Below are 24,129 nucleotides of genomic sequence, written 5' to 3'. Positions count from 1 at the left end.
CGGCGGGGCGCCGGTCAGCCGACGGGGATGCGGGCGGGCACCGGCACCAGGGCGTGGGTGATCGCGCTCGAGAGGGTGAAGGCGCTCGAGTCGAGGTGGGAGGGGTGGCCGAGCCGGGTGGCCTCGTTGGCCCGCTGCTTCGCGCCGGACGCCGGACGGATGTCTCCGGAGAGGCTGATCTCGCCGAAGGCCGCGATCCCGGCGCGCAGGGGCGTGTAGGCGTGAGCCGAGGCGATCGCGACGGCGATGGCGAGGTCGGCCGCCGGCTCCATCAGCTTCACGCCGCCGACGGTGGAGACGTAGACGTCGCAGCGGCGCAGCGGGATGCCGGCCTGGCGTTCGAGCACCGCGAGGATCATCGCGACGCGGGAGGCGTCCACGCCGTTGGTCACGCGGCGCGGGTGGTCGCCGTCGTTCGCGATGACGAGCGCCTGGATCTCGACGGGCAGGGCGCGGCGCCCCTCCATCGCGACGGTGACGCAGATGCCCGGGGTGGGGAAGCGGGTGCGGCTGAGGAAGAGGCCGCTGGGGTCGGGGATCTCGGCGATGCCCTCGGCGGTCATCTCGAAGCAGCCGACCTCGTCGGTCGGGCCGAAGCGGTTCTTGAGGGAGCGGACGAAGCGCAGCGCCGTCTGGCGGTCGCCCTCGAAGTGGCAGACGACGTCGACGAGGTGCTCGAGCAGGCGCGGGCCGGCGATCGAGCCGTCCTTGGTGACGTGGCCGACGAGGACGAGGGGGAGGGCGCGCTCCTTGCAGACCCGGATGAGCGTCGCGGCGACCTCGCGGACCTGACTCGGCCCGCCGGGCAGGCCGTCCACCGTGTCGCTCGCCACGGTCTGCACGGAGTCGACGATGAGGAGGTCCGGCCGGACCTCGTCGATCTGGCCGAGGACGGTGGCGAGATCGGTCTCGGCGGCGAGGAACAGGCTGTCGTGCATGGCGCCGGTGCGCTCGGCGCGCATCCGGACCTGCGCGGCGGACTCCTCCGCGCTGACGTAGAGGACGCGCTGGCCCTCGGCGGCGGCGCGGGAGGCGACCTCGAGCAGCAGCGTCGACTTGCCGACGCCCGGCTCGCCGGAGAGGAGCACGACCGCGCCGTTGACGATGCCGCCGCCGAGCACCCGGTCGAGCTCGCCCACGCCGGTGGGCCGGTGGGCGGCCGAGGTGGTCTCGATCTGCGTGATCGGCTTGGCGAGCCGCGCCGCGGTGGGGGCGACGGCGGCGACCGCTCGGACGAGACCGGTGCGCTCGGTGCTCTCGATCACGGAGCCCCACTGCTGGCACTCGCCGCAGCGGCCGACCCACTTCGCGGTCGTCCAGCCGCACTCGGAGCAGCGGTAGGCGGCGGTGCGCGTCTTCGAGGAGGCCATGGGGTCCTTCCGGGCCGGGGGAGTGCGGGGCAGAGGTGGAGCGAGGGAGCACCGGCGACGCTACGGCCGGCCTCCGACATCGGAGCGTTCCTTCGAACGTGTCTTCGACCCTAGCGGGCACCGCCGACACCCGGACGCGCCGCGCCCGGACGGTGGACAGCCGGCCGAGCGACCCGGTGGGGAGGAGTCCCGCGGGCGCCCGAGCGGCGCGCGGGCGGTGTCGGTGGTCTGCGGGAGACTGAGCGCATGTCCTCGACGGTGCACACCCTCAAGTCCGGCCGCGCGCTCGGAGTCGTCTGGTCCGGCCCGGAGGACGCCGAGCACGTCGTCGTGCTCGCGCACCCCGCGCCCGGCGCCGCCGGTCTCGACCCGGACCCCGCGGCCACCGCCCGCCACGGCGTGCGGCTCCTGTCGGTCGACCGCCCCGGCTACGGCGCCTCGGCGCTGCTGACCGACGTCGACCCCGCCGGCGCCGGTGCCGGCGCGAGCCCGGAGCAGGCCGCCGCCGACATCGCCGAGTACCTCGCGACTGCGGGCATCGCCTCCGTCACCGCGGCCGGCTGGTCAGCGGGCGGCCGCGTCGCCCTCGCCCTCTCGGCCAACTACCCGGGCCTGGTCGAGCGCGTCGCCGTCCTCGGCACCCCCGCCCCCGACGACGCCGTGCCGTGGGTCGGCGAGCAGAACCGGGCGATGCTCGAGCAGCTGCGCGAGCGGCCGGTGGACGAGGCGGTCCGCTCCCTCGCCGCCGCGCTCGACACGGCGTTCGGTCCGTCACCCAGCCCCGAGTCGCTGCTCGGCGTGCTCGGCGGGGACGCCGCCGATGCGGCTGTGCTCGAGGCGCCCGGCGTCCGCGATCGGCTCCTGGCGATGCTCGAGCGCGCCGTCGCCCAGGGCAACCTCGGCCAGGCCGCGGACATCGTCGGCTACACCCTGCAGGAGTGGGGCTTCGCGGTCGAGACGGTCGACGCCCCGGCGCTCCTCCTCTACGGCGCCGACGACGCGACCGTCGGCCGCCTGCACGGCGAGTGGTACGCCGCCCGCCTGCCCGACTCGCGCCTCGAGGTCGTGCCCGGGCGCGGCCACCTGCTCGCCGTCTCCGAGTGGGAGCGGGTGCTCGCCTTCCTCCTGCCCGCGCCCGCCTGAGCTCGGCCGGCGCCCGTGCTCGGCCGCGGTTCCCGCGCCGATTGGCGGGATTCCTGAGCCTCGCGTACACTCGTCCTCGGTACCGTGTCCGAGCGGCCGAAGGAGCATGTCTCGAAAACATGTGTGGGCTTGCGTCCACCGTGGGTTCAAATCCCACCGGTACCGCCAGTCAGAACCCCCGAGTCAGCGAGAGCCGACCGGGGGTTCTGTCATTCCCGGACCGCGCGACACCGTCGGCGCGGGTGGGACAGAAGCCGACTCGGGTGCGGGTGCTACGGAATCCGCTTTCATACGGAGCTCTCACGGGGGTACCCGACACGCAGCGTCGACAGATATGGTTCACAGAACCGTCAACTACGCTGACTCCAGTCGGACATTTCGTTGACAATGATGTCCACGGGGTGCTTCGAGCAGGTCAGGCGACCGATGCCGCGCCGCCACAGGAGGAGAACCGTGCCCAACACCACAGCTCGGACGAACGCCGCTCGTACCAGCGCCCACACTGACGCGCTTGCAGTCAGTCCCGATGACATCGTCCGCCGTCTTGCCGGCGCGCTGGGAAAGAATCTTCTTGCTCTCATCGTGGGCAGAGACGTCCGGACGATCTCTCGGTGGGTTGAGAACGAACAGCTTCGCTTGGGGCCGACTGACGAGCGGATCGTTCGCAACACTTACCAGGTCTTCGCCCTTCTGCTCTCGGTGGAGGGGGAGCACACGATCCGAGCGTGGTTCATGGGAATGAATCCTCAGCTCGAGGACGAAGCTCCTGCTGAGGCGCTCTCAGAGGGTCGTTTCCGGGAAGTGATGGCGGCGGCGCGCGCCTATGTGAACGGTGGCTGAGCCGGCAGAGGTCGACTGCCCGGGTTCGCTCTGGAGGGTGGGGAGAGCATCTCAGCCCGTTCACTTCTCGAGAATCGATCCGGTCGACGCGGCGGTCGCGACTGCAGGCAATCGCTTCGACGTGCCCGGCGGTGACGTGATGTACGCCGCGACAGATCCGAGCGGCTCCTACGCCGAGACGCTTGCGCGATTGCGTCCGAGTGCACGGATGCGTGCTCTCTCTCAGGCGGGCGACGAAGGTTTCATGTCGGTCGGCAGTGTGCCTGCAGAGTGGCGGATGAATCGCGCTCTTGTGGCGATCCATCCGGTGCAGCCAGCACCCTTCCTCGACGTGGAGGCCACCGAGACCCACACCTACCTGACGGAAGTGATGGCGCCCGTCCTGACCTCGCTCGGCATCGAGCACCTCGATGTCGCGCGTGTGCGGGGAGCGAATCGTCTCGTCACGCGTGCGATCGCTCTCCACGCGTACGTTGCGATGGATGAAGACGGTGAGCTTCTGTACTCGGGAATCCGCTACATGTCGAAGGTCGGGGATTTCGAGTGCTGGGCGATCTTCGGTGGTACGGAGGTCGCGGAGGGCCGGCGGCTGACCGTGGAGAAGAACGATCCGCACTTGGCGCGGGTCGCTCAGCAATTCGATCTCACCATCCACTAGGAAGTGCCTGCGACGGCGGCGTAGGAACATCGGTACGTCGATCAGTTCGACGAGGAGCGATCGTCACCGCCAGTCAGAATCCCCGAGTCAGCGAGAGCCGACCGGGGGTTCTGTCGTTTCCACGCGCGTCGCTCATGGCACTCGGGCACGACGTTGCCGCGGACGTGGGTGACCCCCGTCCGAGGCTTCTGGTGCTGGCGGTGTGGATCGGGCTGGAGATGGTTGCGCTGCCATGCTACGTTCGCCTGACTGATGTTGACGTGGACATCCGTGCAGCGGAGACGCCGATGGAGCGCCGCTGCACGAGCACCACAGGTACAAGGAGGTACCCATGACGATGGACAGGAGAGGGCTTCTCGCCCTCGCAGGCACGGCGGCGCTCACGGGCGCGGTCACGGCGGTCGCTGGGTCGGGCGCCGCGCCCGCACACGCCGCCACCGGCACCGCGGTCGTCGACCCCGGGCAGCGCGGACCGGTGTGGGAGGGCTTCGGCACGGCGCTCTGCTGGTTCGCGCACCGCATCGGCGGCACGCAGGCGGTGCGCGACACCTACGCCGATCTACTCTTCGACCGCGACAAGGGTCTCGGGCTGAACATCGTCCGCTACAACATCGGCGGCGGCGAGAACCCGGCCTACCCCGGGCACATGGATCTGCGCGCCCGCATTCCCGGCTACCTCGCGTCCGCCTCGGCGGCCTACGACTGGTCCGCCGACCCGAATCAGCGCTGGTTCCTCCAGGCCGCCAAGTCGCGGATCCCGGCGAGCGAGTTCCTCGCCGAGTCGTTCGCCAACTCGCCGCCCTGGTGGATGACCATCTCGGGCAGCGTCACCGGGGGCAGGAACGCCGCCGAGAACCTGCGCACCGACAGCTACGAGGCCTTCGCCCGGTACCTCGTGACGGTCAACGAGCGCTTCCGCACGACGTGGGGCGTCCCGTTCCGCACGCTCTCGCCGGTCAACGAGCCGAGCGCCGCCTACTGGACCTTCGGCAACCGCCAGGAGGGCAACCGGATGTTCCCGGCGAACCAGGCGACGATGCTGAAGGCACTGGCGGACGAGCTCGCGCGGCAGGGCTCGCCGACGCGCATCGCCGCATCGGACGAGACGAGCATCGACGTCGGCCGCGACACGGTGAACAGCTGGTCCGCGCAGACGCGGGCGCTTGTCGGCCAGTACAACGTGCACAGCTACGAGGGCTCCGATCGGACCGGCTTCAAGACGGCCGCCCGCGGCACCCGGATCTGGGACTCCGAGCACGGCAACGGCGACGCGAGCGGCATGACGCTCTCGCAGAACATCCTCTGGGACGTGAAGTGGCTGGGCGCGAGCGCCTTCGCCTACTGGCAGGCGGTCGACTCCGGTGGCTGGGGGATGCTCGACACCGACCTCAACAACGCCTCCGCCGACCTCTCGAACTACACCCGGAACAAGAAGTTCTGGGCGATGGCGCAGTGGAGCCGCTACGTCCGCCGCGGCTATCGGGTGATCGGCGTGAGCGACAACGACACCGTCGCCTTCCACGACGAGGCCGGCCGGCGCGTCGTGCTCGTCACGGTGAACAACACCTCCGCTGCCGCGACGGTCACCTACGACCTCAGCCGCTTCGCTCCCGCCACCGCGACCGCCTCGGGAGTGCGCACCGGCACCTCCCAGGACCTCGCGGCGCTGCCGTCGGTCGCGCTCGCCGGCAACCGATTCACGGCATCCGCTCCCGCGATGTCGACCACGACGTGGGTCGTCCCCTCGATGACCCTCAACTGAGAAGGAGAGTTTCAATGACGAAACGACGAGGACGGATCAGGCTGGCGCTCATGGCGCTCGCCACGGCGGCGCTGGTCGCGGTCGCGGGCCTGGCGCCCGCGACGGCGGCGCCGCAGACCGTCACGAACGGCACGCAGTTCCTCACCACCCAGGGCCAGCCGATCCACGGTCACGGCGCCGGGCTGCTCAAGGTGGGGCAGTACTACTACTGGGTCGGGCAGAGCACCGACGCGGACAACCGCTTCATCTCGGTCCCGCTCTACCGCTCGACCGACTTCAAGAACTGGGAGTTCCGCGGCGACATCCTCACCAAGAACTCGGCGCCGGAGCTGAACGTCTCCACGATCGAGCGGCCGAAGCTGGTCTACAACGCCGCCACGCAGAAGTACGTGCTCTGGATGCACTGGGAGAACGGGCAGAACTACTGGGAGGGCCGGACCGCGGTCGCCACGTCGAGCACGATCGACGGCTCCTACGCCTACCAGGGCAGCTTCCGGCCGCTCGGCTACGAGTCGCGCGACATGACGGTGTACCAGGACGACGACGGGTCGGCGTACCTCTTCTCGTCGACGGCCATCCCCACGACGAACGCGTCGACGGCGATCTTCAAGCTCAACGCGTCCTACACGAACGTCGAGTCGTTCCAGGGCCTGCACTGGGAGAACCAGTCGCGTGAGGCGCCGACGATCTTCAAGCGCAACGGCGTCTACTTCGCGCTCTCGTCCGGGACCACGGGCTGGAGCCCGAACCAGAACAAGTACTCCACGGCCACGAAGATCACCGGACCCTGGTCGACGCCGACCGACTTCGGCGGGCCGACCGGCAACCGCTCGCAGCCGACCTATGTGGCGACGATCAGCGGCACGGCCGGCACCTCCTACCTCTACATGGGCGACCGCTGGGCGGGCGCGAACAACGGCGCGGTGAACGACTCCAGCTACGTCTGGCAGCCGCTGCGCTTCCCGACGAACACCTCGGTCGCGATGCCCGAGGTGGACGGGGTCGTCATCGACACCGCCGCGGGAACGGTGAACGCCGCCCCGGCGCTGCCGCGGTCGACGATCAAGTCGGCGTCGAGCGGTCTCTGCGTGAACGTCGCGGACGACTCGACCGCGACCGGCTCGAAGGTGGTCCAGTGGACCTGCGGCAACGGGTCGAACGCCGTGTTCGCCCGGGCGTCGGCCGGTGGCTACGTGCAGTTCCAGACGCAGCACAGCGGGCTCTGCCTCGCACAGTCCGGTACCTCGGGCTCCGGCGGCGCGCTGGTGCAGGCGCCCTGCACGTCCGGGCAGACGACGCAGTGGCAGGTCAGCGGTCAGACGATCGTCAACCGCGCGAGCGGCGCCTGCCTCGACGTGCCCGACGAGAGCACGACCGCGGGTCGTCAGCTCGGCACCTGGTCCTGCAACGGAGGCAACCACCAGAAGTGGAGCTTCGTCGCCTAGCTGAGGCGTGAGGGTCGCGCGGTGGGGGGAAACCTCCGCGCGACTGCGCGTCTCCCGCGGGGGCGGGCGGGCCCATCGGGTCCGGTGCCCGCCGACCCCCGCCGGCGGAACCCCCGGTCAGCGCGAGCCGACCGGGGGTTCCGTCGTGCCCGGGTGGGGCGAGGACGCGCGGCGCCCGGTCGTGCTGGTCGAGTAGCTCCGCGTCCGCTCATGCTGGTCGAGTAGCCCCGCCGGGTCCCTCCATGCTGGTCGAGTAGCCCCGGAGGGGCGTATCGAGACCCGCCGTCATCAGCACGGCGGGTCTGCAGACTCGACTCTCGGTGGGGGTGGATCTCGATACGCCCGCTGCGCGGGCTACTCGATCAGCATGTACTGCTGTCTGCTGTCTGCTGTCTGCGGTTCGGCGTCTAGCGTCCGGCTGTCGGGCGGGAGGTGCGGGAGGCGACCGCGTGGGACAGCAGGGTGGCGGCCACGCCGACCGCGACGCCGATGGCGGTCTCGAGGGCGCGGTCGCGCAGGAGGACGAACTCGTCGGTGTGGTGGGCGAGCTCGACCATCAGGATCGCGAGCGGGGTGATCAGGGCGAGGGTCAGGCCGTAGTTGCGGCCGACGACGAGCTCGGCGAGCATCTGCAGCAGCACGACGACGCCGATCGTGGCGAGCGGGGACAGCGGCAGGGTGAGTAGCGCGGCGGCGATCGCGACGCCGACGACGGTGCCGAGCATCCGGTGGCCCGCGCGGACGAGGCGGGCGGTCGCGTCGGCGCCCGAGACCGCGGCGACGGCGGAGACCATCGCCCAGTAGGGGTGGCCGAGGCCGGTCGCGGTGGGGATCGCGCCGGCGATCAGCACGACGGCGCCGAAGCGGAGCATCCCGGCGCGGGTCGAGGAGCGGGCGGCGGCGGCGCGGAAGGCCGGGCGCCACGGGGTCGCGGGCAGCAGGCGGGCGCGCGGGGCGGCGAGACCGCTCACTCCGACGAGCAGCGAGAAGGCGGCGGACGCGGCGGCGAGGGCGAACGCCTCCGGGATCCGCGTCGCCTCGACCGGCACCGACGCGCAGGCGGTGACGGCGAACACCGGGAAGAGCGGACCGGGCGGGTGCCAGTGCAGGGCGTCGCTGAGGTAGGCGGCGCCGGCGGCGGCGGCGGTGACCACCGGGATGATCAGCCAGTCGCGCTGCGGCGAGAGGGCGACGGCGGTGCCGATCGTCACCATCGCGACCAGGTAAGCGGCGGCCGAGGCCTGCATCAGCAGGCGCGGGCGGTGGGTGTGCCGGCGGCCGTAGAGCGCGGTGAAGGCGCCGAAGGTCGCGTAGAGGGCGAGGTCGGTGCGGCCGAACACCCAGAGCACGAGCAGCGGCACGGCCATCGAGACGCCGGCGCGCAGGGCGACGCGGTGGGCGCCGTCGTGCGGGCCGAAGGCGACCAGCTCGCGGGGGTGCGGCAGCGCGCTGCGGAGGGAGGGGGTGGCGGGCATCGGAGTCCTCGGGTCGGCGGGCGGATCCGAGCGGCACCGGCCGGAGAGGTCGTTCACGGGTGAACCAGATATACTTTACTCGTGAATCATCTTGTGTCGAGCCCTGCGCCGGACGCCGCCCCGGACGCCGTCGACGAGATCCGCGCGGGCTGGCGCCGGCTGCGGCCCGAGCTGGACACGACGGCCGTGGACATCGCCGGGCGGCTGATCCGTGCCTCCGCTCTGCTCGTGCGGGCGACCGAGGAGCGGCTCGCCGCCTTCGAGCTGACCCGCGGCGAGTTCGACGTTCTGACGACGCTGCGCCGGCTCGCCGCGCCGCAGTCGCCGACGACGCTGCGGACGATCGGCCTCGCCTCCGCTCCCGCGGTGACGAAGCGACTGCACGCGCTCGAGCGCCGCGGGCTGGTGCTGCGGACCGCGAATCCTGCGGACGGGCGCGGCGCGCTGATCGCCCTCACCGAGGAGGGGACCGCGCTGGTCGACGCCGCGTTCCCCGAGGTGCTCGACGTGGAGCGGGAGCTGCTCGCCGCGGTGCCCGATGCGCTCCGCGACGACGCCGCCCGGGGGCTGCGCGCGGTGCTCGCGAGCATCGAGGCGGCGCCGAAGCAGTGACCGCGCCTTCGCGCCGCGGCTACCGTGGAGCCATGCGCCTCACGTCCAGCTTCACCGTGGACACGCGGCCGCCGGTGCTGCAGCTGGTCAAGACGGCGGCGGCGACCGTCGTCACCTGGATCATCGCGGCCCTGATCTTCCCGGGGACGCTGCCGGTGTTCGGCGCCATCGCGGCGCTGCTCGTGGTCGCGCCCAGCGTGAACCAGTCCTTCTCGAAGGCGCTCGAGCGCAGCGTGGGCGTGATCATCGGGGTCGTCGTCGGCTCGCTGATCGGCACGCTCTTCGGTGACGAGAGCGTGATCGTCCTCGGCGCGATCGTCGCCGCGATCGCGGTGGGCTGGGCGGTGCGGCTGACGCCCGCCTCCGCCGTGCAGATCCCGATCAGCGCGATGCTCGTGCTCTCGGTCGGCTCGGTGACGCCGAACTACGCCGTCGACCGCATCCTCGAGACGCTGATCGGCGCGGCGGTCGGCATCGTCGTCAACGCGCTGATCGTCCCGCCGATCACGCTGGCGCCGGCCGAGCGGGCCGTCGGCGACCTGACCGCGCAGCTCGCCGCGGCTCTGGACGACCTGGCCGACGTGCTCGAGACGAAGGTCGGCCGGGAGCGGCTCAGCGAGCTGCTGATCAACGCGCGGCTGCTGCAGACGATGCAGACGAAGGCGGAGGAGGCCATCGCCACGGGCGAGGAGTCGCTGCGGCTGAATCCGCGCCGCTCCGCGCACCGCGATCGGCTGCTGGCGCTGGACTCCGTCACGCCGCGGCTCGCCCGCATCGTGACGCGGGTGCGCGGGATGACCCGCACCGTGCACGACCTCTACGACCAGGACCTGGTGGGCGAGCCGACGATCGGCGACATCGCGGTGCAGCTGCACCGGGCGGCGCACGACCTGCGGCTGCTCGTGCAGTCCTCGGTCGCGGTGCCCGAGCCGGAGCCGATCACCGACGAGCTGCCGGCGCTCACCGCCCCGCTCGTCATCGTGACCCCGCACCCCGAGCACTGGATCCTGCTGGGGGCGCTCGCCGAGGACCTGCGGCGCATCCGCGAGGAGATCGTGGGCGAGGAGTCCTGAGCCGGCGGCGCTGTCAGTGCGCGGCGGAAGGGCCGTCGAAGAGGTCCGGGCCGGAGTCGCCGTTCCCCGCGTCGGTGTCGGACTCCTGCAGGGCGGTCGGGTCGGTCGCCTCGGCGTGCTGGGTCTTGCCCTCGGCGATCAGCGAGTCGTCGTCGACGAGGATGCCGGCGAGCTCGGTCACCCGGCCGCGGATCGCGCCGAGCGGATCCTCGATCGGCGCGTCCTCCTGCGAGCGGTCGACCTCGTCGTCCGGGAAGCGGCGCAACTCGGCCTCGTCGCGGTCGGGCTGCGGGGCGCGGGCGTGCTCGACGCAGAGCCGGGCGACCTCCTCCGCGTGGGCGTGCATCACCGAGTGCGAGGCGTCCGGGATCTCCCAGGCGCGCGCGTGCGGGATCGACTCCGCGACCTCCTCGGCCCACTCCCGCGGCACCAGGCGGTCGTACTCGCCGCGGATGACCAGCGTGGAGGCGCGGATCCGCGGCAGCACGTCCTCGATCCTGTACTGCATCATCTCGGGCAGCACCCGTGAGAACCAGCGCGGACCGCAGAGCAGGTAGGCCGCGGCGGCGAGGACGGCGACCTGCACCGGCTCGCGGACGCTCGACTGGAGGAAGCGCCAGGCCGCGACGGGGATGCGGCGCTCGTGCGGGTTCATCACCGGGCCGAGCAGCACGATCGTGGTGAGCTCGGGTCGGCGGGCGGCGAGCTCGGCGACGACCTGCGTGCCCATCGAGTGGCCGAGGACGACCGGGTCGTCGAGGCCGAGGTCGTCGATGACGGCGCCGACGAGCTCGGCGTAGTCGCCGATGGTCATGTGCCGGGCGTTCGGCGGATGCGGGACGCCGCCGAAGCCGGGCAGGTCGAGGGCGTGCACGGGGCCGAACTCGTTGAGCGCCGGGGCGAGCCGCTCGAAGTAGGTGGCGGCGACGCCGATGCCCGGGACGAGGACGAAGGTGCGCTCGCCGGTGTGGCCGACGGTGTTGACCCGCGCGTAGACGTCGCCGCGGCGGACGCGGAGGACGGAGACGTCGGTGTTCTTGTAGCGGCGGCGCGGGTCGCGGCGGCGGGAGCGGGTGGTCGAGAAGACGTCGCGCACGCCGTGGCGGACGCTCGAGGCGAGGGCGCGCAGGGGGCGGCCGGGGTAGGGCACGGGCGCCTCCTCGGGTGTCGCGGCGCAGCGGCCGGGCGGGAACGGGTCGGGGGAGAGCCTAGGCGCTGGCCGATCCGCTCAGATCAGCATGTCCTCGGAGCGGTGGAGGATCAGCCGGGCCGGCCCGATGTGGAGGAGGCCGTTGGTGAGCGGGGCGCAGCGGACGCCCCCGCGGCGCCGCATCGCCTTGAAGGCCCCGGGTGCGAGCGAGACGTCCATCCAGGCGCACGGGTTGGCGGGGCGGCCGCCCTGGAACTCGATCCGCTCGCCGCCCTGCTCGAGCGCGAAGGTGCGGCCGGCCAGCGCGTCGATGTCGGCGCCGCGGACGATAATGTTGCGGCGGGTGTCGGCGGGGTCGAACGCCGCACGGCCCAGCTCCGCGGCGACGTGCTCGAGCGACTCGATCGCGAAGAGGGTGACCGCGGCGGTGCGGTGCGCGCGCTGGGCGAAGTAGCGGTCGCCGACGATGCCCAGGCCGGCCCGGATCTCGATCCGCTCGGGCTGCTCGTTGCCCTCCGAGGGGATCGGGCCGTCGGAAGGCCGTCCCTCGAACCGGTGCAGCGGCGAGACGACGAAGCGCACGAGCTCGATCGCGGCAGCCTCCATGACTGCCACGCTACGCGGGCCCGGGCGGGCGCCTGCTCGATTCGCGGAGGGGCTCCCCGGCATGTATAGTCGTACCTCGTTGCGTGCGCCCCCCAAGGTCACGCGATGGACTGCGCCCGTAGCTCAACGGATAGAGCATCTGACTACGGATCAGAAGGTTGGGGGTTCGAATCCCTCCGGGCGCACTCTGGTTGAGACAGAACAGGACGGCCCGCTTCGGCGGGCCGTTCTTGGTTTAACGGCTTGTCGAGCCGCTCGCTCGCGATCGCGGCGTTGCGCCCGTGCAAAGGCCGAAGCGGCGTCGGCCGGTGGATCGAGCGGGTGGTCGGCAGCCGCGGCGATGCCGCCGAGGTTCGCGGTCGCGCTGAGCCCGTCGCTAGGGCTGCTCGCGGGACGTCGCGCGCCAGAACGAGCGAGGGGCGGCGGCGGCGCGAGGGGGAGGGCTAGCGTCGTGGGGGCAGAATCTTGCGCAACTTCCGGCCCGGATCTCCAGCGGCCGACGGTTGCGGTGGGGTGAGCGGCCCTGCATACTCAAAACCACACGTTGCAAGGTTTTCGGTCGTACCGCGCCGCCTGCACACTCGATGACGAGAGGGAACGATCATGACGACGTCCAGCGGATCCGCGGCGGGGATGCCCTCGGGCATGACCACCGCGACGGCCACGGTGCGGGGGCACCACGTGTTCGCCGAGCCGACCGAGCCCGCGAAGAAGGGCTACGTCTTCTGGCTGCTCGCCGCGCAGCTGATCTTCTTCATCGCCCTGCTCGGGCCGGCGATCGTCGGCATCGGCCTCAAGATCCAGTCGCTCGTCGACGCGGGCGAGATCGCGCAGAACGGCGCGACCGGAGCGGCCGCGATCCTCGGCGGGTTCGGCGCCCTCTTCGCGACCGTCGCCAACGTCGTCTTCGGCCGGCTCTCCGACCGCACGACCAGCCGCCTCGGGCGCCGCCGCGTCTGGATCGTGGCGGGCACGGTCATCATGACCGTCGCGTTCACGATCATGGCGCTCGCTCCGACGCTGCTGATCGCGACCATCGGCTGGTCGCTCGCCCAGCTCGGCGCGAACATGACGCTCGCGCCCTTTATCGCCACGCTCGCCGACCAAGTGCCGAGGTTCCAGCGCGGCAAGGTCACCGCCGCCCTCGGGATCGCGCAGAACGTCGGCATCCTCGGCGGCACCTACGTCGCCCAGGCGTTCGTCGACCAGCTCTTCATCATGTTCGTCGCGCCGTCGATCCTGGCGATCATCGTCATGGTCGTCTTCGCGGTCGTGCTGCCCGACAAGCGGCTGCCCGTCGCCCCGCCGAAGGCGACCCTGCGCGACTGGGCCGAGACCTTCTGGGTCAGCCCGGTGAAGAACCCCGACTACGCGCTGGCCTGGTGGTCGCGCTTCCTGATCACCTTCGCGAGCTTCGGCTTCACCACCTTCCGCTTCTTCTACCTCCTCAACCACATCGGGATCGAGGAGGGGACCATCCCCGTCGTCATCAGCACGAGCGTGCTGATCTACACGGTGGCGCTGATCGGCGCGAGCTACTTCGCCGGCTGGCTGTCCGACCGGATCGGGCGCCGCAAGGTCTTCGTCTGGAGCTCCACCGCGCTCTTCGCGGTCGGCACCTTCGCGCTGATCTTCGTCCAGGACGTCGGCGCCTTCTACGTCCTCGAGGCGGTCCTCGGCCTCGCCTACGGCATCTACGTCGGCGTCGACCTGGCGCTCGTCGTGGACGTGCTGCCGAACCCGGACGACTCCGGCAAGGACCTCGGCGTCTTCAACATCGCCAACGCGCTGCCGCAGACGCTCGCCCCGCTGGTCGGCGGCATCCTGGTCTACGTGAGCGACCCGACCGGCAACAACTACGGCCTGTGGTTCACCGTCTGCGCGCTCGCGGCCGTCGTCGGCGCGCTCGTCATCCTCCCCATCAAGAAAGTCCGATAGGCCTTTCTCAGACGTCCATAGGACAGGCTGGTCGGAGACGACAGTCCTGCCCGCACCACCATCACCAGTGAAAGCGACATCGATCATGACTCTGCCCCTGGCCTCCATCCAGCTCTACACGCTGGCCAAGGAGTTCTCCGAGGACCCGAACGGCTCGCTCGAGAAGCTCGCGGCGATCGGACTGAAGAACGTCGAGGCGTTCGACTTCGTCCGCCGCCCCGCCGAGACCCGCGCCGCCCTCGACGCGAGCGGTCTCGCCTCGCCCACCGGCCACGCTCCGCTGCTCTCCGACGAGCTGTGGACGCCGGACGGCTCCATCCCCACGCCCGCCCCCGAGGTCGTCTTCGAGGCGGCCGCGCAGATCGGCATCCAGACCGTCATCGACCCGTTCGTCTCGGCCGAGCGCTGGCTGACCGAGGACGGCGTGGCGGACATCGCCGACCGCCTGAACAAGGCCGCCGAGGTCGCCGCGACCTTCGGCCTGAAGGTCGGCTACCACAACCACGCGCAGGAGTTCATCGCCTCCTTCGACGGCCAGACCGCCTATGAGCGCTTCGTCGCGACGACCGACGAGCGCGTCGAGATCGAGCTGGACCTGTTCTGGGCGCTGACCGGCGGCCAGGACGGCCCCGCGCTGGTGTCGAAGCTGGGCTCGCGCCTGGTCGCGGTGCATGTCAAGGACGGCATCGCTCCGGCCGAGAACCCGTTCGCGCCCGGCGCCGCGGCCTTCGGCTCGGAGACCCTCGACCAGCGCCGCCCGGGCGAGGGCGACGTGCCGCTCGTCGAGGCGCTCAAGGCCGGCGAGGGCGCGATCAAGTACGCCGTCATCGAGTACGACAACGCCCCCGGCGACGTCTTCGCGGACATCCAGGCCAGCTACGACTTCCTCGTGAAGGGCGGGTACGCGGCATGAGCGGGCCCATCGGGATCGGCGTCATCGGCGTCGGCGTCATCAGCGACACCTACCTCGAGAACCTCGCGTCCTTCCCGGACGTCGAGGTCCTGATCGTCGGCGACCTGCTGCTCGACCGGGCGAGGAGCCAGGCCGAGAAGCACGGCGTCCCCGCCTGGGGCTCCGCCGAGGACGTCCTCGCGCACGCCGGGGTGCAGGTCGTCGTCAACCTGACCATCCCCGCCGCGCACGTCGAGGTCTCGGCCGCGGCGATCGCCGCGGGCAAGCACGTCTGGAGCGAGAAGCCGCTGGGCCTGGACCGCGCCGGCACCGCGCAGCTGCTGCAGGACGCCGCGGCGAAGGGCCTCCGCGTCGGCTCGGCGCCGGACACGCTGCTCGGCCCGGGCTTCCAGACCGCGAAGCGCGCGATCGCGGACGGCGTGATCGGCGAGCCGATGTTCGCGTCGACCGTCTTCCAGACGGTCGGACCGGATCTCTGGCACCCGAGCCCGGCGTTCCTCTTCGCGGAGGGTGCGGGCCCGCTGCTGGACATGGGGCCGTACTACTTCACCGGGCTGGTCAGCCTGTTCGGACCCGTCGCGCGGGTCGCGGCCCTCGGGCGCAAGAAGCTCGAGGAGCGGGTCATCCGCTCCGGCCCCGATGCGGGGACGACGTTCCCGGTCGAGGTGCCGACCTCGCTGCAGGTGCTGACCTCGTTCGCGGCCGGGCAGCAGGCGTCGAGCCTGCTCAGCTTCGACTCCGCGCTCGAGCGCCACGGCGTCTTCGAGATCCACGGCACGGAGGGGTCGATCGTGATCCCGGACCCAAACCAGTTCGAGGGGCGCACCGCCTACGTGAAGGCCCGCACCTCGATCGCCGACGGCCAGTGGGGCGAGCAGGAGTGGACCGAGATCGAGCAGAAGGGCACGGTCGTCGGCCGCGGCCTCGGCCTGCTCGACATGGTCCGCGCGATCGCCGAGGACCGCCCGCACGTGGCCACCGGCGAGCTCGGCTTCCACGTGCTCGACGTCATGCTTTCGGCGCAGGAGTCGGCCGAGAGCGGCGAGTTCGTCGCGATCGACAGCACGCTGTCGGCGCCGGTGCCCGCTGTGCCGGTCGACTTCGACCCGTTCGCGCAGACGCTCTGACGCGCTGACGGCGTCGCCGTGGCCCCCGCTCTCCGTGCTCGGAGGGCGGGGGCTTCGGCGTGCGTGGGTCTCGATACGCCGCTGCGCGGCTACTCGACCAGCATGCAGGCGGTGCTGCAGGGCTGCTCGGACGGCAGAGGCATGCTGATCGAGTAGCGCTCGCAGGGCGCCTATCGAGATCCCTGTGGACGGTGCTGCGCACAACATCAGCTGAGAGCACCCGGCCTCCTCTGTCAGCCGAGGGACTCCCTTCTCAGCTGATGTCGTGCGCGGCTGCGGCGGCAGAACATCGGCTGGAAGCGCTTGTCATCGCTGATGGGCGATGAGACGGACTCCTGCCTGATGTTCTGCGTCCGCGTCGGACGATGACGACGTCGAGGGGGCTCTGGGGGGTCGTCGTGCTGAGGATGTGGGTCTCGATACGCCGCTGCGCGGCTACTCGACCAGCATGCAGGGGGCGCTGCGCGGCTGCTCGACCGGCGTGCAGGGGCGTCAGGGGGGCGGGGGCGTCAGCTCGCGGCGGAGGCGGGCGAGGGTGTCGCGGAGGCGGGTCTTGACGGTGCCGATGGGGAGGTCGAGCTCGGCGGCGATCTCGGAGTGGGAGAGGCCGCGGACGTAGGCGAGGAAGAGGAGGTCGCGGTGCTTGGGGGCCAGGCGGCGGATCTCGGCGGCGGCGCGGGTGAACTCGCCGACGATCTCGCCGTGCGACTCCGCCTCGTCGATCTCGCGGAGGTAGCTGTGGATCGCGTAGCGGTGGTCGCGCTCGCGGGCGGACTGCGAGGCGCGGACCCGGTCGATGGCGCGGCGGCGGGCGATCACGGCGACGAGGTGCTGCTGCTCCTCGAGGACGGCGTGCCGGGCGGCGGAGCGCCAGAGCTCGAAGTAGGTCTCCTGCGCGACCTCCTCGGCCTGCGCGTGGTCCTGCACGATGCCGACCGTGATCGAGCGGACGCGGCGCACGGTGCGCTCGTAGAGCCGGCGGAACGCGGCGTGGTCGCCGTCGGTGAGGCTCGAGACGAGGGCGTCCGGAGCGGACGGGGCGTCGGCGGTCACCGCGTGCCCTGGCGACGGCTCGTCAACCGAGGCGGGCCTCGGGGTGCGGACGGAGCTCCTCGGCCAGCCGCTCGAAGGCGGCGACGGCCTGGTCGTTGCTGATCCGGCCGACGTCGACGCCGTCCGCGATCCGGAGGATCTCGAGCTTACGATCGGCGCGGGCGGCGGTGTCCAGGCCTGCGGTGCTGACGGCGGCGGTGGCCTGGACCCGCGCCACGATGGTGCGCACCTGCCAGCGGCGGCTGTTGAACGACATCCTTGCGACCTCCTCGATCGATCCCGTCGTTCATTCGGAGCGGAGGCTCTGTCCGATGGGTCTCGAGGAGGCGGAAGGGGTCAGGGCAGCTGGTCCTCGAGGTGGAAGACCTCGGTCAGCTGCAGGAAGCCGGTGTCGGGGGCTCCATCGAGCTCGACGAAGAACTCGGCCATCTCGGCCTGCCAGCGGGCGTTGACCTCGGTGGCGGCCATCCCGGCGCGGGCGGCGTCGAGGGAGGGGGTCTCGAAGTAGCCGATCAGGAGGCCGTCGGGGCGGAGGAAGAGGGAGTAGTTGTGCCAGCCGGTGGCCTTCAGCGCGGCGGCCATGTCGGGCCAGATCGCGGCGTGCCGGCGGGTGTACTCGGGGATGAGCTCCGGTCGCACCTGGAGCTGGAAGCAGACGCGCTGCATGGGGTGGGGCCTTTCGGTGGGGGATCTCGATACGCGCCCTGCGGGCGCTACTCGATCAGCATGCAGGGTCGTCCTGCGAGAGCTGTTCGGTCAGCATGAACGGCGTCGCCCTGCGGGCGCTGTTCGGTCAGCATGAGCGGCGTCGCCCTGCGGTCGCTGCTTCAAAAGCATGCAGCGCAGGCGCCGTTCGATCGGCGTGACTCCATGCTGGTCGAGTAGCCGCGGAGTGGCGTATCGAGACCCACCGTTTCAGGGACGGTGGATCTCGATACGCGCCCTTCGGGCGCTACTCGATCAGCATGCAGCGCGGGCGCCGTTCGATCAGCATGTCTGCTGCGGGCGCTTGCCTTCGGCCAATCGACGGGTCAGAAGTCGAAGTCGCCGATGTTGTCGGCGGTGAAGGTGAACGGGTCGCCCAGCAGGACGGTGCCGTCGGCGTCGACCGTGAAGGAGCCCAGGTCGCCGGCCTCGAAGGTGTCGCCCTCGGCGCCGGTGATGTCGCCGTCGATCAGGGCCTTCGAGGCGTAGGCGGCGAGGTAGCCGAGGTCTCCCGGGTTCCACAGCGCGAACGCGGTGACGGTGCCGTCCTCGACGAACTCGCGCATCTGGTTCGGCGTGCCGAGACCGGTCAGCGCGACCTTGCCCTTGAAGTCCGAGGTGGAGAGGTAGCGGGCGGCGGCGGCGATGCCGACCGTGGTGGGCGAGATGATGCCCTTGAGGTCGGGGTGGGTCTGCAGCAGGGCCGCGGTCTTGTCGAACGAGGTCTGGTCGTCGTCGTCGCCGTAGACGGTGTCGACGAGCGTCACGTCCGGGTGGTTCGCGGTGAGCTCCTCCTTCATCAGCTCGATCCAGGCGTTCTGGTTCGTGGCGTTCGCGGAGGCGGAGAGGATCGCGACCTCGCCGCTGTCGCCGATCTGCTCGGTGATCAGGTCGACCTGCGCCTTGGCGATGCCCTCGGCGGTGGCCTGGTTGATGTAGAGGTCGCGGCAGTCGGCGTTGGTGTCGGAGTCGAAGGTGACGACCTTGGTGCCGTTGTCGCGCGCCTCGTTCAGCGCGTCGCAGATCGCCTTCGGGTCATTCGCCGAGACGACGATCGCTCCGGCGCCCTGCTGGGTGAGCGTGTTGATGTAGGAGACCTGCGCGTCGGGCGAGGCCTCGGCGGGGCCGACCTCGGCGTAGGTGCCGCCGAACTCCTCGATGGCCTTCTCGCCGCCGGCGTCCGAGGTGTCGAAGTACGCGTTGCCGAGGTTCTTCGGCAGGAAGGTGATCGAGTAGTCGCCGGAGCCGGCGTCGCCACCGGAGTCGCCGCCGGAGTCGCCGTCGGAGGCGGAGCAGCCGGTCGCGACGAGCGCGACCGAGACGGCCAGGGCGGTGAGGGTGCCGAAGCGGCGCCCACGGGAGGAGAACATCATCGTCTGCCTTTCGTCGAGGTGCTGTGGGGTGGTGCAGGGGTGGTGCGAGGGGTGGTGCGGGTGCTGTGCCGGTGATGCGGGATCAGGGGCGTCTCCTGCCCGAGCGCCGCAGTCGCGACAGCCAGGCCAGGAAGCTGGTGGACACCACCGAGAGCACGAGCAGCACTCCGGTGATGATGTTGATGACGTCGGAGGTGACGTTCGCGAGGCGCAGAGCCGAGGCGATCACTCCGATCAGGATCACGCCGGCGATCACGCCGTGCAGGGCGCCGCGGCCGCCGAAGATCGAGACGCCGCCCAGCAGGACGGCCGCGATCACCTGCAGCTCGAGCCCGGTCGCGTTGTCGCCGCGGGCCGAGCCGTAGCGCAGCGTGTAGTAGATGCCGGCCAGCGCGGAGACGGCGCCCGAGACCACGAAGAGGATGAACTTGGTGCGGTTCACGTTCACGCCGGAGAAGATCGCCGCCTCGTCGTTCAGGCCGATGGCGAAGACGCCGCGGCCGAAGCGGGTGGAGTGCAGCACGACGGCGAAGACGATCGCCAGGATCGCGAACGGCAGTACCACCAGCGGCACCGGGCCGACGAGCTTCGCCTTGGCGAGGTCGGTCCAGAACTCGGGGAAGTCGGTGACGGCGGTGGTGCCGAGCAGTCCGACCGCGAGTCCGCGGTAGAGGGCGAGCGTGCCGATCGTGACGGCGAGCGAGGGCAGTCCGACGACGGTGACCAGGAAGCCGTTCAGCGCTCCGCCGGCGGCGCCGGCCACGATCGCGATCAGCGCGGCGACCTCGAACGGCACTCCGGCCTGGTGCAGCGTGCCGGTCAGCACGCTCGCGAGGCCCACCGTGGAGGCGACCGAGAGGTCGATCTCGCCGGTGATGATGATCAGCGTCATCGGCAGCGCGATCAGCAGCGTCGGCGCGATGTCGAGGAACAGGTAGGTGATGGTGATCGGCTTGTCGAAGCTCTTCACCGAGGCGGAGGCGACGACGATCACGAGGATCAGCAGCACGACGATCGCCGTCTCGCGGCTGAAGAGGATCCGCTGCCAGGCCGGCCGGGCGTAGTCGCGGTACTCGCGCGCGGTGCGCACGGCGGTGGTGTCGGTGACGAGGCTCATCAGGAGTCGTCCCTCTCTTCGAGGAGCTTGCGGGACTGTCGGAGGGAGAGCACGCGGTCGAGCACGATGGCGCCGATGATCAGCACGCCCACCACCGCCCGCTGCCAGAAGTCGGGCACGCCCAGGATCGGGAGGGCCCGGTTGATGGTGAGCAGCAGCACCGCGCCGATCGCCGCGCCCCAGACCGTGCCGGAGCCGCCGAAGATCGCGACGCCGCCGATTACCGCGGCGCCGACCGCGTCGAGCTCGTAGCCGGAGCCGGCCTGCGAGTTGACCGTGCCGTAGCGCGCGGCGTAGAGCACGCCGGCCAGGCCGGTCAGCGCGCCGGAGACGACGAAGGCGACCAGGATGCGCCGGGTGACGGGCAGGCCGTAGAGCCGCGCCGCGTCCGGGTCGGAGCCGATCGCGTAGAACTCGCGGCCGGCGCGCTGGTTGCGCAGGTACCAGCCCGCGGCGATCAGCACGACGAGCGCGATGATCGTGAGGTACGGGATGGTGAGGAACTGCCCGGTGCCCAGGGCGAGGAAGTCCTTGGGCATGTCGGACGCGTTGATCCGGTCGCTGCCCGTCCAGGCGACGTTGATGCCGCGGTAGGCGTAGAGCGTGCCGAGGGTGATCACCAGCGCGGGGACCTTCGCGAACGCGACGAGCGCGCCGTTGATCAGCCCGAGCAGCCCGCCGAAGACGATGCCGGCGGCGAAGACGGCGAGGATCGGGATGCCCGGCACGTCCAGGAACAGCCGGCCGGTGAGGTAGGCGGTCAGGCCCAGGATCGAGCCGACCGAGAGGTCGACCGAGCGGGTGATGATGACGATGGCCTGGCCGACCGCGATCAGGATCAGGATCGACGGGGTCAGCAGCAGGTCGCGCCAGCCGTCGGGGGAGAAGAGGAAGGTCGGGTTCTTCGCGGTCGTCGCGATGACGACGAGGACCAGCGCGAGCAGGATGCCCGTCTCGCGGGCCCGGATGAAGGAGCCGAAGCCGGAGGAGAAGGCGTTGGGCTTCGCGGCCGGCACGCGCTTCTGCGTCGGCGCCTGGGCGGTGCTCATGCGGCGGCCCCTCTCGTCGCGGCGAGCATGACGGTCTCGCTGGTGGCGTCGGCGCGGTCGAGCTCGGCGGTGATCCGCCCCTCGCGCATCACCAGGACGCGGTCGGCCATGCCGAGCACCTCGGGCAGCTCGGACGAGATCATCAGGATCCCCATTCCCTCCCCGGCGAGCTGTGAGAGCAGCCGGTGCACTTCGGACTTGGTGCCGACGTCGATGCCGCGGGTCGGCTCGTCGATGATCAGGACCTTCGGATTCGTGGCGAGCCACTTGCCCAGCACGACCTTCTGCTGGTTGCCGCCCGAGAGCGTTCCGGCGACGGTGTCGAGCGCGTCGGTCTTCACCTCGAGCCGCGCGGCCCAGTCGCGGGCGGCGGTGTTCTCGGCGCGGCCGGTGATCAGGCCGCCCTTCGACAGCGACTTCTGGATCGCCATCGTGATGTTGCGCGAGACGGAGGAGTCGAGCACGAGGCCCTGCTTGCGGCGGTCCTCGGGGACGAGCGCGAGCCCGGCGCGCATCGCGGCCGAGGGGCTGCCGGCCGGGATCCGGCCGCCGACGAGGGTGACGGAGCCGGAGTCGTAGGGGTCGACGCCGAAGACGGCGCGGGCGACCTCGCTGCGGCCGGCGCCGACGAGGCCGGCCAGGCCGACGATCTCGCCGGCGCGGACGGTGAAGGAGATGTCGTGGAAGACGCCGGCCGAGGTGAGGCCGGCGACCTCGAGCAGGACGTCGGTGATCTCGGTCGTCTGCTTGGGGAAGAGCTCGGTGATGTCGCGGCCGACCATCTCGCGGACGATCCCGTCGACGGTGGCGTCCGTCGTGGCGGTCGTGGAGATGTAGGCGCCGTCGCGCATCACGGTGATGGTGTCGCAGAGCGAGAAGACCTCGTCGAAGCGGTGCGAGATGAAGATCAGCGCGCGGCCCTCGTCGCGGAGCGAGCGGGCGACGGTGAAGAGGCGCTCGACCTCGACGCCGGAGAGCGCGGCGGTCGGCTCGTCCATCACGAGGACCTTCGCGTCGAGCGAGATGGCCTTGGCGATCTCGATGATCTGCTGGTCGGCGATGGAGAGGCCCTCGGCGGGGCGGTCGGGGTCGATCCGGACGCCGAGGCGCTCGAAGAGGCCGACGACCTCGGTGCGCATGGCCTTGCGGTCGATGCGGCCGAGGCGGCCGCGCGGCTGGCGGCCCATGAAGATGTTCTCGGTGACGCTGAGATCGGGGAAGAGCGTCGGCTCCTGGTAGATCACGGCGATGCCCGCGGCCTTCGACTGCGCGGTCGAGGAGAAGTCGACCGGCTCGCCGTCGAGGAGGAACTCGCCCGCGTCGCGCTGGTGCACTCCGGCGATGATCTTAACGAGCGTCGACTTGCCGGCGCCGTTCTCGCCGACGAGGGCGTGGATCGACCCGCGGTGCACGGCGATGGTGCCCGAGCGCAGCGCGACGACGGCGCCGAACGCCTTGACCACGCGGGCGAGTTCGAGTGCGGGTGGCGGATCTGATGCCACGGGTGGTACCTCCTCATCGAGGGGAATCGCGTCCAGGTCCCGGCTTCGGATGAAGAGGACCTGAATCGATTCATCCAGCTTCATCGCTACTATAGGGACGCTGAGCCGGAGCGGTCAACGCGAGATGCGGCTCGGCGTCCCAGGGGAGGCGATGTGGCGCGAGTGAGCATCCGCGACGTCGCCCTGCGCGCCGGCGTCTCGGTCGGCACGGTCTCCAACGTGCTCAACCGGCCGGACGAGGTCTCCGACGACTCGCTCGCCCGGGTCAACGCCGCCGTCGAGTCGCTCGGCTACGTGCGCAACGACGCGGCGCGGAAGCTGCGCAACGGCGTGAGCTCGACCGTCGGCTTCGTGGTGCTCGACGGGCAGAACCCGTTCTTCAACGATGTGGTGCGCGGCGCCGAGGACGAGGCGTCGCGCCACCAGATCGCCGTGCTCTACGGCAACACCGACGAGGACCCGTCGCGCGAGCGGCAGTACCTCGACCTCTTCGAGGAGCAGCAGGTGCGCGGGGTGCTGATCGCTCCGTACGGCGACATCTCGCAGCGGCTCGAGAAGCTGCGCGGGCGCGGGGTGCCGGTCGTGCTGGTCGACCGCTTCAGCGGCGACGGCCGCTACAGCTCGGTCTCGGTCGACAGCGTGGCCGGCGGGCGGATGGCGGCCGAGCACCTGATCGCCACCGGGCGGCGGCGGCTGGCCTTCGTGGGCGGGCCGTTCGAGATCCGCCAGGTCACCGACCGGCTCGCGGGCGCGCGGGTCGCGGTCGAGAACAGCGACGCCGCGGTCGACCTCGAGGTGGTGGCGACGACGGCGCTGACCGTCGCGCAGGGGGTCGCCGCGGGGGCGCGCATCCTGGCCAGGCCGCGCCGCGACCGCCCCGACGCGCTCTTCGCGGCCAACGACCTGGTCGCCCTCGGCCTGCTGCAGGCGCTCGCCGTGGACGGGCGGATGCTCGTGCCGGACGAGATCGCGCTGATCGGCTTCGACGACATCTCGTTCGCCGCGGCGGCCGCCGTGCCGCTGTCCTCGATGCGGCAGCCGAGCTCGGTGATCGGGCGGACCGCGCTGCGCGTGCTGCTGGAGGAGGCGGCGGATCCGGAGCTGATCCCGCGGCAGACCGTGTTCCTGCCGGAGCTGGTGGAGCGCGCGTCGACCCGGCCGCGGCGCTGAGGCGGAGGCTCCGGATCCGCCCCCGCTAGCGTGGACGGGATCGATCGG

Annotated in this window: 22 protein-coding genes and 2 tRNA genes; 13 read left to right on the top strand and 11 right to left on the bottom strand. The window is 71.2% G+C overall.

Annotated elements, in window-relative coordinates; translation table 11 throughout:
• Window positions 1–14: 14 nt before the first annotated feature.
• Window positions 15–1,370: a DNA repair protein RadA gene (gene radA / locus HQQ86_RS11495; protein ID WP_173288200.1), complete on the bottom strand. Its 1,356-nt coding sequence runs from the start codon at window positions 1,368–1,370 to the stop codon at window positions 15–17.
• A 246-nt stretch (window positions 1,371–1,616) separates the two neighbouring features.
• Here radA and HQQ86_RS11490 point away from each other — a divergent pair, with 246 nt between their 5' ends.
• The 6 genes from HQQ86_RS11490 to HQQ86_RS11465 all read left to right on the top strand — a co-directional run bounded on the left by HQQ86_RS11490 (window position 1,617) and on the right by HQQ86_RS11465 (window position 7,218).
• The gene (locus HQQ86_RS11490) at window positions 1,617–2,513 is read left to right on the top strand and encodes an alpha/beta fold hydrolase (protein WP_173288199.1); all 897 of its coding nucleotides are present in this window, start codon (window positions 1,617–1,619) and stop codon (window positions 2,511–2,513) included.
• A 78-nt stretch (window positions 2,514–2,591) separates the two neighbouring features.
• A tRNA-Ser gene (locus tag HQQ86_RS11485) sits at window positions 2,592–2,681 on the top strand.
• A gap of 285 nt (window positions 2,682–2,966) precedes the next feature.
• Window positions 2,967–3,353, top strand: coding sequence for a hypothetical protein (locus HQQ86_RS11480; protein ID WP_173288198.1), 387 nt, complete (start codon window positions 2,967–2,969; stop codon window positions 3,351–3,353).
• A 37-nt stretch (window positions 3,354–3,390) separates the two neighbouring features.
• The gene (locus HQQ86_RS11475; protein WP_173288197.1) at window positions 3,391–4,011 is read left to right on the top strand and encodes an RES domain-containing protein; all 621 of its coding nucleotides are present in this window, start codon (window positions 3,391–3,393) and stop codon (window positions 4,009–4,011) included.
• A 331-nt stretch (window positions 4,012–4,342) separates the two neighbouring features.
• Complete coding sequence (locus HQQ86_RS11470) at window positions 4,343–5,773, top strand: glycoside hydrolase (RefSeq protein ID WP_173288196.1); 1,431 nt, start codon at window positions 4,343–4,345, stop codon at window positions 5,771–5,773.
• Window positions 5,774–5,787: 14 nt separating this feature from the next.
• Window positions 5,788–7,218, top strand: a complete 1,431-nt coding sequence (locus HQQ86_RS11465) for an RICIN domain-containing protein (protein WP_173288195.1) — start codon at window positions 5,788–5,790, stop codon at window positions 7,216–7,218.
• Between the two features lie 407 nt (window positions 7,219–7,625).
• Here HQQ86_RS11465 and HQQ86_RS11460 read toward each other — a convergent pair whose 3' ends face one another.
• A complete protein-coding gene (locus tag HQQ86_RS11460; RefSeq protein ID WP_173288194.1) occupies window positions 7,626–8,693 on the bottom strand; it encodes an FUSC family protein in 1,068 nt (355 codons plus the stop codon).
• Between the two features lie 81 nt (window positions 8,694–8,774).
• Between HQQ86_RS11460 and HQQ86_RS21275 the strand changes: the two genes are divergently transcribed.
• Together HQQ86_RS21275 and HQQ86_RS11450 are read left to right on the top strand one after the other, a co-directional pair.
• A complete protein-coding gene (locus tag HQQ86_RS21275; RefSeq protein ID WP_173288193.1) occupies window positions 8,775–9,305 on the top strand; it encodes a MarR family transcriptional regulator in 531 nt (176 codons plus the stop codon).
• Between the two features lie 32 nt (window positions 9,306–9,337).
• The gene (locus HQQ86_RS11450) at window positions 9,338–10,378 is read left to right on the top strand and encodes an aromatic acid exporter family protein (protein ID WP_173288192.1); all 1,041 of its coding nucleotides are present in this window, start codon (window positions 9,338–9,340) and stop codon (window positions 10,376–10,378) included.
• 13 nt (window positions 10,379–10,391) lie between these two features.
• On the opposite strand, the gene HQQ86_RS11445 is transcribed toward HQQ86_RS11450, so the two are convergent.
• Both HQQ86_RS11445 and HQQ86_RS11440 read right to left on the bottom strand, forming a co-directional pair.
• Complete coding sequence (locus tag HQQ86_RS11445) at window positions 10,392–11,528, bottom strand: alpha/beta hydrolase (RefSeq protein WP_173288191.1); 1,137 nt, start codon at window positions 11,526–11,528, stop codon at window positions 10,392–10,394.
• Between the two features lie 78 nt (window positions 11,529–11,606).
• Window positions 11,607–12,134, bottom strand: coding sequence for an MOSC domain-containing protein (locus HQQ86_RS11440; RefSeq protein WP_173288190.1), 528 nt, complete (start codon window positions 12,132–12,134; stop codon window positions 11,607–11,609).
• 112 nt (window positions 12,135–12,246) lie between these two features.
• Here HQQ86_RS11440 and HQQ86_RS11435 point away from each other — a divergent pair.
• From HQQ86_RS11435 to HQQ86_RS11420, 4 genes are all read left to right on the top strand, one after another.
• Window positions 12,247–12,319, top strand: a tRNA-Arg gene (locus HQQ86_RS11435).
• 418 nt (window positions 12,320–12,737) lie between these two features.
• On the top strand, window positions 12,738–14,072 hold the full coding sequence (locus HQQ86_RS11430) for an MFS transporter (RefSeq protein WP_216845324.1): 1,335 nt from the start codon (window positions 12,738–12,740) through the stop codon (window positions 14,070–14,072).
• A gap of 85 nt (window positions 14,073–14,157) precedes the next feature.
• Complete coding sequence (locus tag HQQ86_RS11425; protein WP_173288189.1) at window positions 14,158–14,985, top strand: sugar phosphate isomerase/epimerase; 828 nt, start codon at window positions 14,158–14,160, stop codon at window positions 14,983–14,985.
• On the top strand, window positions 14,982–16,112 hold the full coding sequence (locus HQQ86_RS11420; protein ID WP_173288188.1) for a Gfo/Idh/MocA family protein: 1,131 nt from the start codon (window positions 14,982–14,984) through the stop codon (window positions 16,110–16,112). The genes HQQ86_RS11425 and HQQ86_RS11420 overlap by 4 nt, the downstream gene beginning before the upstream one ends.
• A 492-nt stretch (window positions 16,113–16,604) precedes the next feature.
• Here HQQ86_RS11420 and HQQ86_RS11415 read toward each other — a convergent pair whose 3' ends face one another.
• The 7 genes from HQQ86_RS11415 to HQQ86_RS11385 form a co-directional block, all read right to left on the bottom strand.
• Window positions 16,605–17,165, bottom strand: coding sequence for a sigma-70 family RNA polymerase sigma factor (locus HQQ86_RS11415; protein WP_173288187.1), 561 nt, complete (start codon window positions 17,163–17,165; stop codon window positions 16,605–16,607).
• 22 nt (window positions 17,166–17,187) lie between these two features.
• Window positions 17,188–17,421 (bottom strand): hypothetical protein, encoded by a 234-nt coding sequence (locus HQQ86_RS11410; protein WP_173288186.1) that lies wholly within the window; start codon window positions 17,419–17,421, stop codon window positions 17,188–17,190.
• A gap of 80 nt (window positions 17,422–17,501) precedes the next feature.
• Complete coding sequence (locus tag HQQ86_RS11405; RefSeq protein WP_173288185.1) at window positions 17,502–17,831, bottom strand: L-rhamnose mutarotase; 330 nt, start codon at window positions 17,829–17,831, stop codon at window positions 17,502–17,504.
• A gap of 365 nt (window positions 17,832–18,196) precedes the next feature.
• Window positions 18,197–19,243, bottom strand: a complete 1,047-nt coding sequence (gene rhaS / locus HQQ86_RS11400) for a rhamnose ABC transporter substrate-binding protein (protein WP_173288184.1) — start codon at window positions 19,241–19,243, stop codon at window positions 18,197–18,199.
• An 82-nt stretch (window positions 19,244–19,325) separates the two neighbouring features.
• Complete coding sequence (locus HQQ86_RS11395) at window positions 19,326–20,360, bottom strand: ABC transporter permease (RefSeq protein WP_160090832.1); 1,035 nt, start codon at window positions 20,358–20,360, stop codon at window positions 19,326–19,328.
• Window positions 20,360–21,409: an ABC transporter permease gene (locus tag HQQ86_RS11390; RefSeq protein ID WP_173288183.1), complete on the bottom strand. Its 1,050-nt coding sequence runs from the start codon at window positions 21,407–21,409 to the stop codon at window positions 20,360–20,362. Before HQQ86_RS11390 ends, HQQ86_RS11395 begins: the two co-directional genes overlap by 1 nt.
• Window positions 21,406–22,911 carry a sugar ABC transporter ATP-binding protein gene (locus HQQ86_RS11385; RefSeq protein WP_367948625.1) on the bottom strand — a complete coding sequence of 502 codons (1,506 nt, stop codon included), beginning with the start codon at window positions 22,909–22,911 and terminating at the stop codon, window positions 21,406–21,408. Before HQQ86_RS11385 ends, HQQ86_RS11390 begins: the two co-directional genes overlap by 4 nt.
• A gap of 162 nt (window positions 22,912–23,073) precedes the next feature.
• Between HQQ86_RS11385 and HQQ86_RS11380 the strand changes: the two genes are divergently transcribed.
• Window positions 23,074–24,081, top strand: a complete 1,008-nt coding sequence (locus tag HQQ86_RS11380; RefSeq protein ID WP_367948624.1) for a LacI family DNA-binding transcriptional regulator — start codon at window positions 23,074–23,076, stop codon at window positions 24,079–24,081.
• The last annotated feature ends 48 nt before the right edge of the window (window positions 24,082–24,129 follow it).

Origin of the sequence: Rathayibacter sp. VKM Ac-2857 (genome assembly GCF_013205025.1) — a bacterium.
Classification (GTDB): domain Bacteria; phylum Actinomycetota; class Actinomycetes; order Actinomycetales; family Microbacteriaceae; genus Rathayibacter.
The sequence above is the reverse complement of the archived record's forward strand: the minus strand, read 5'-3'. Positions and strand labels throughout refer to the sequence as shown.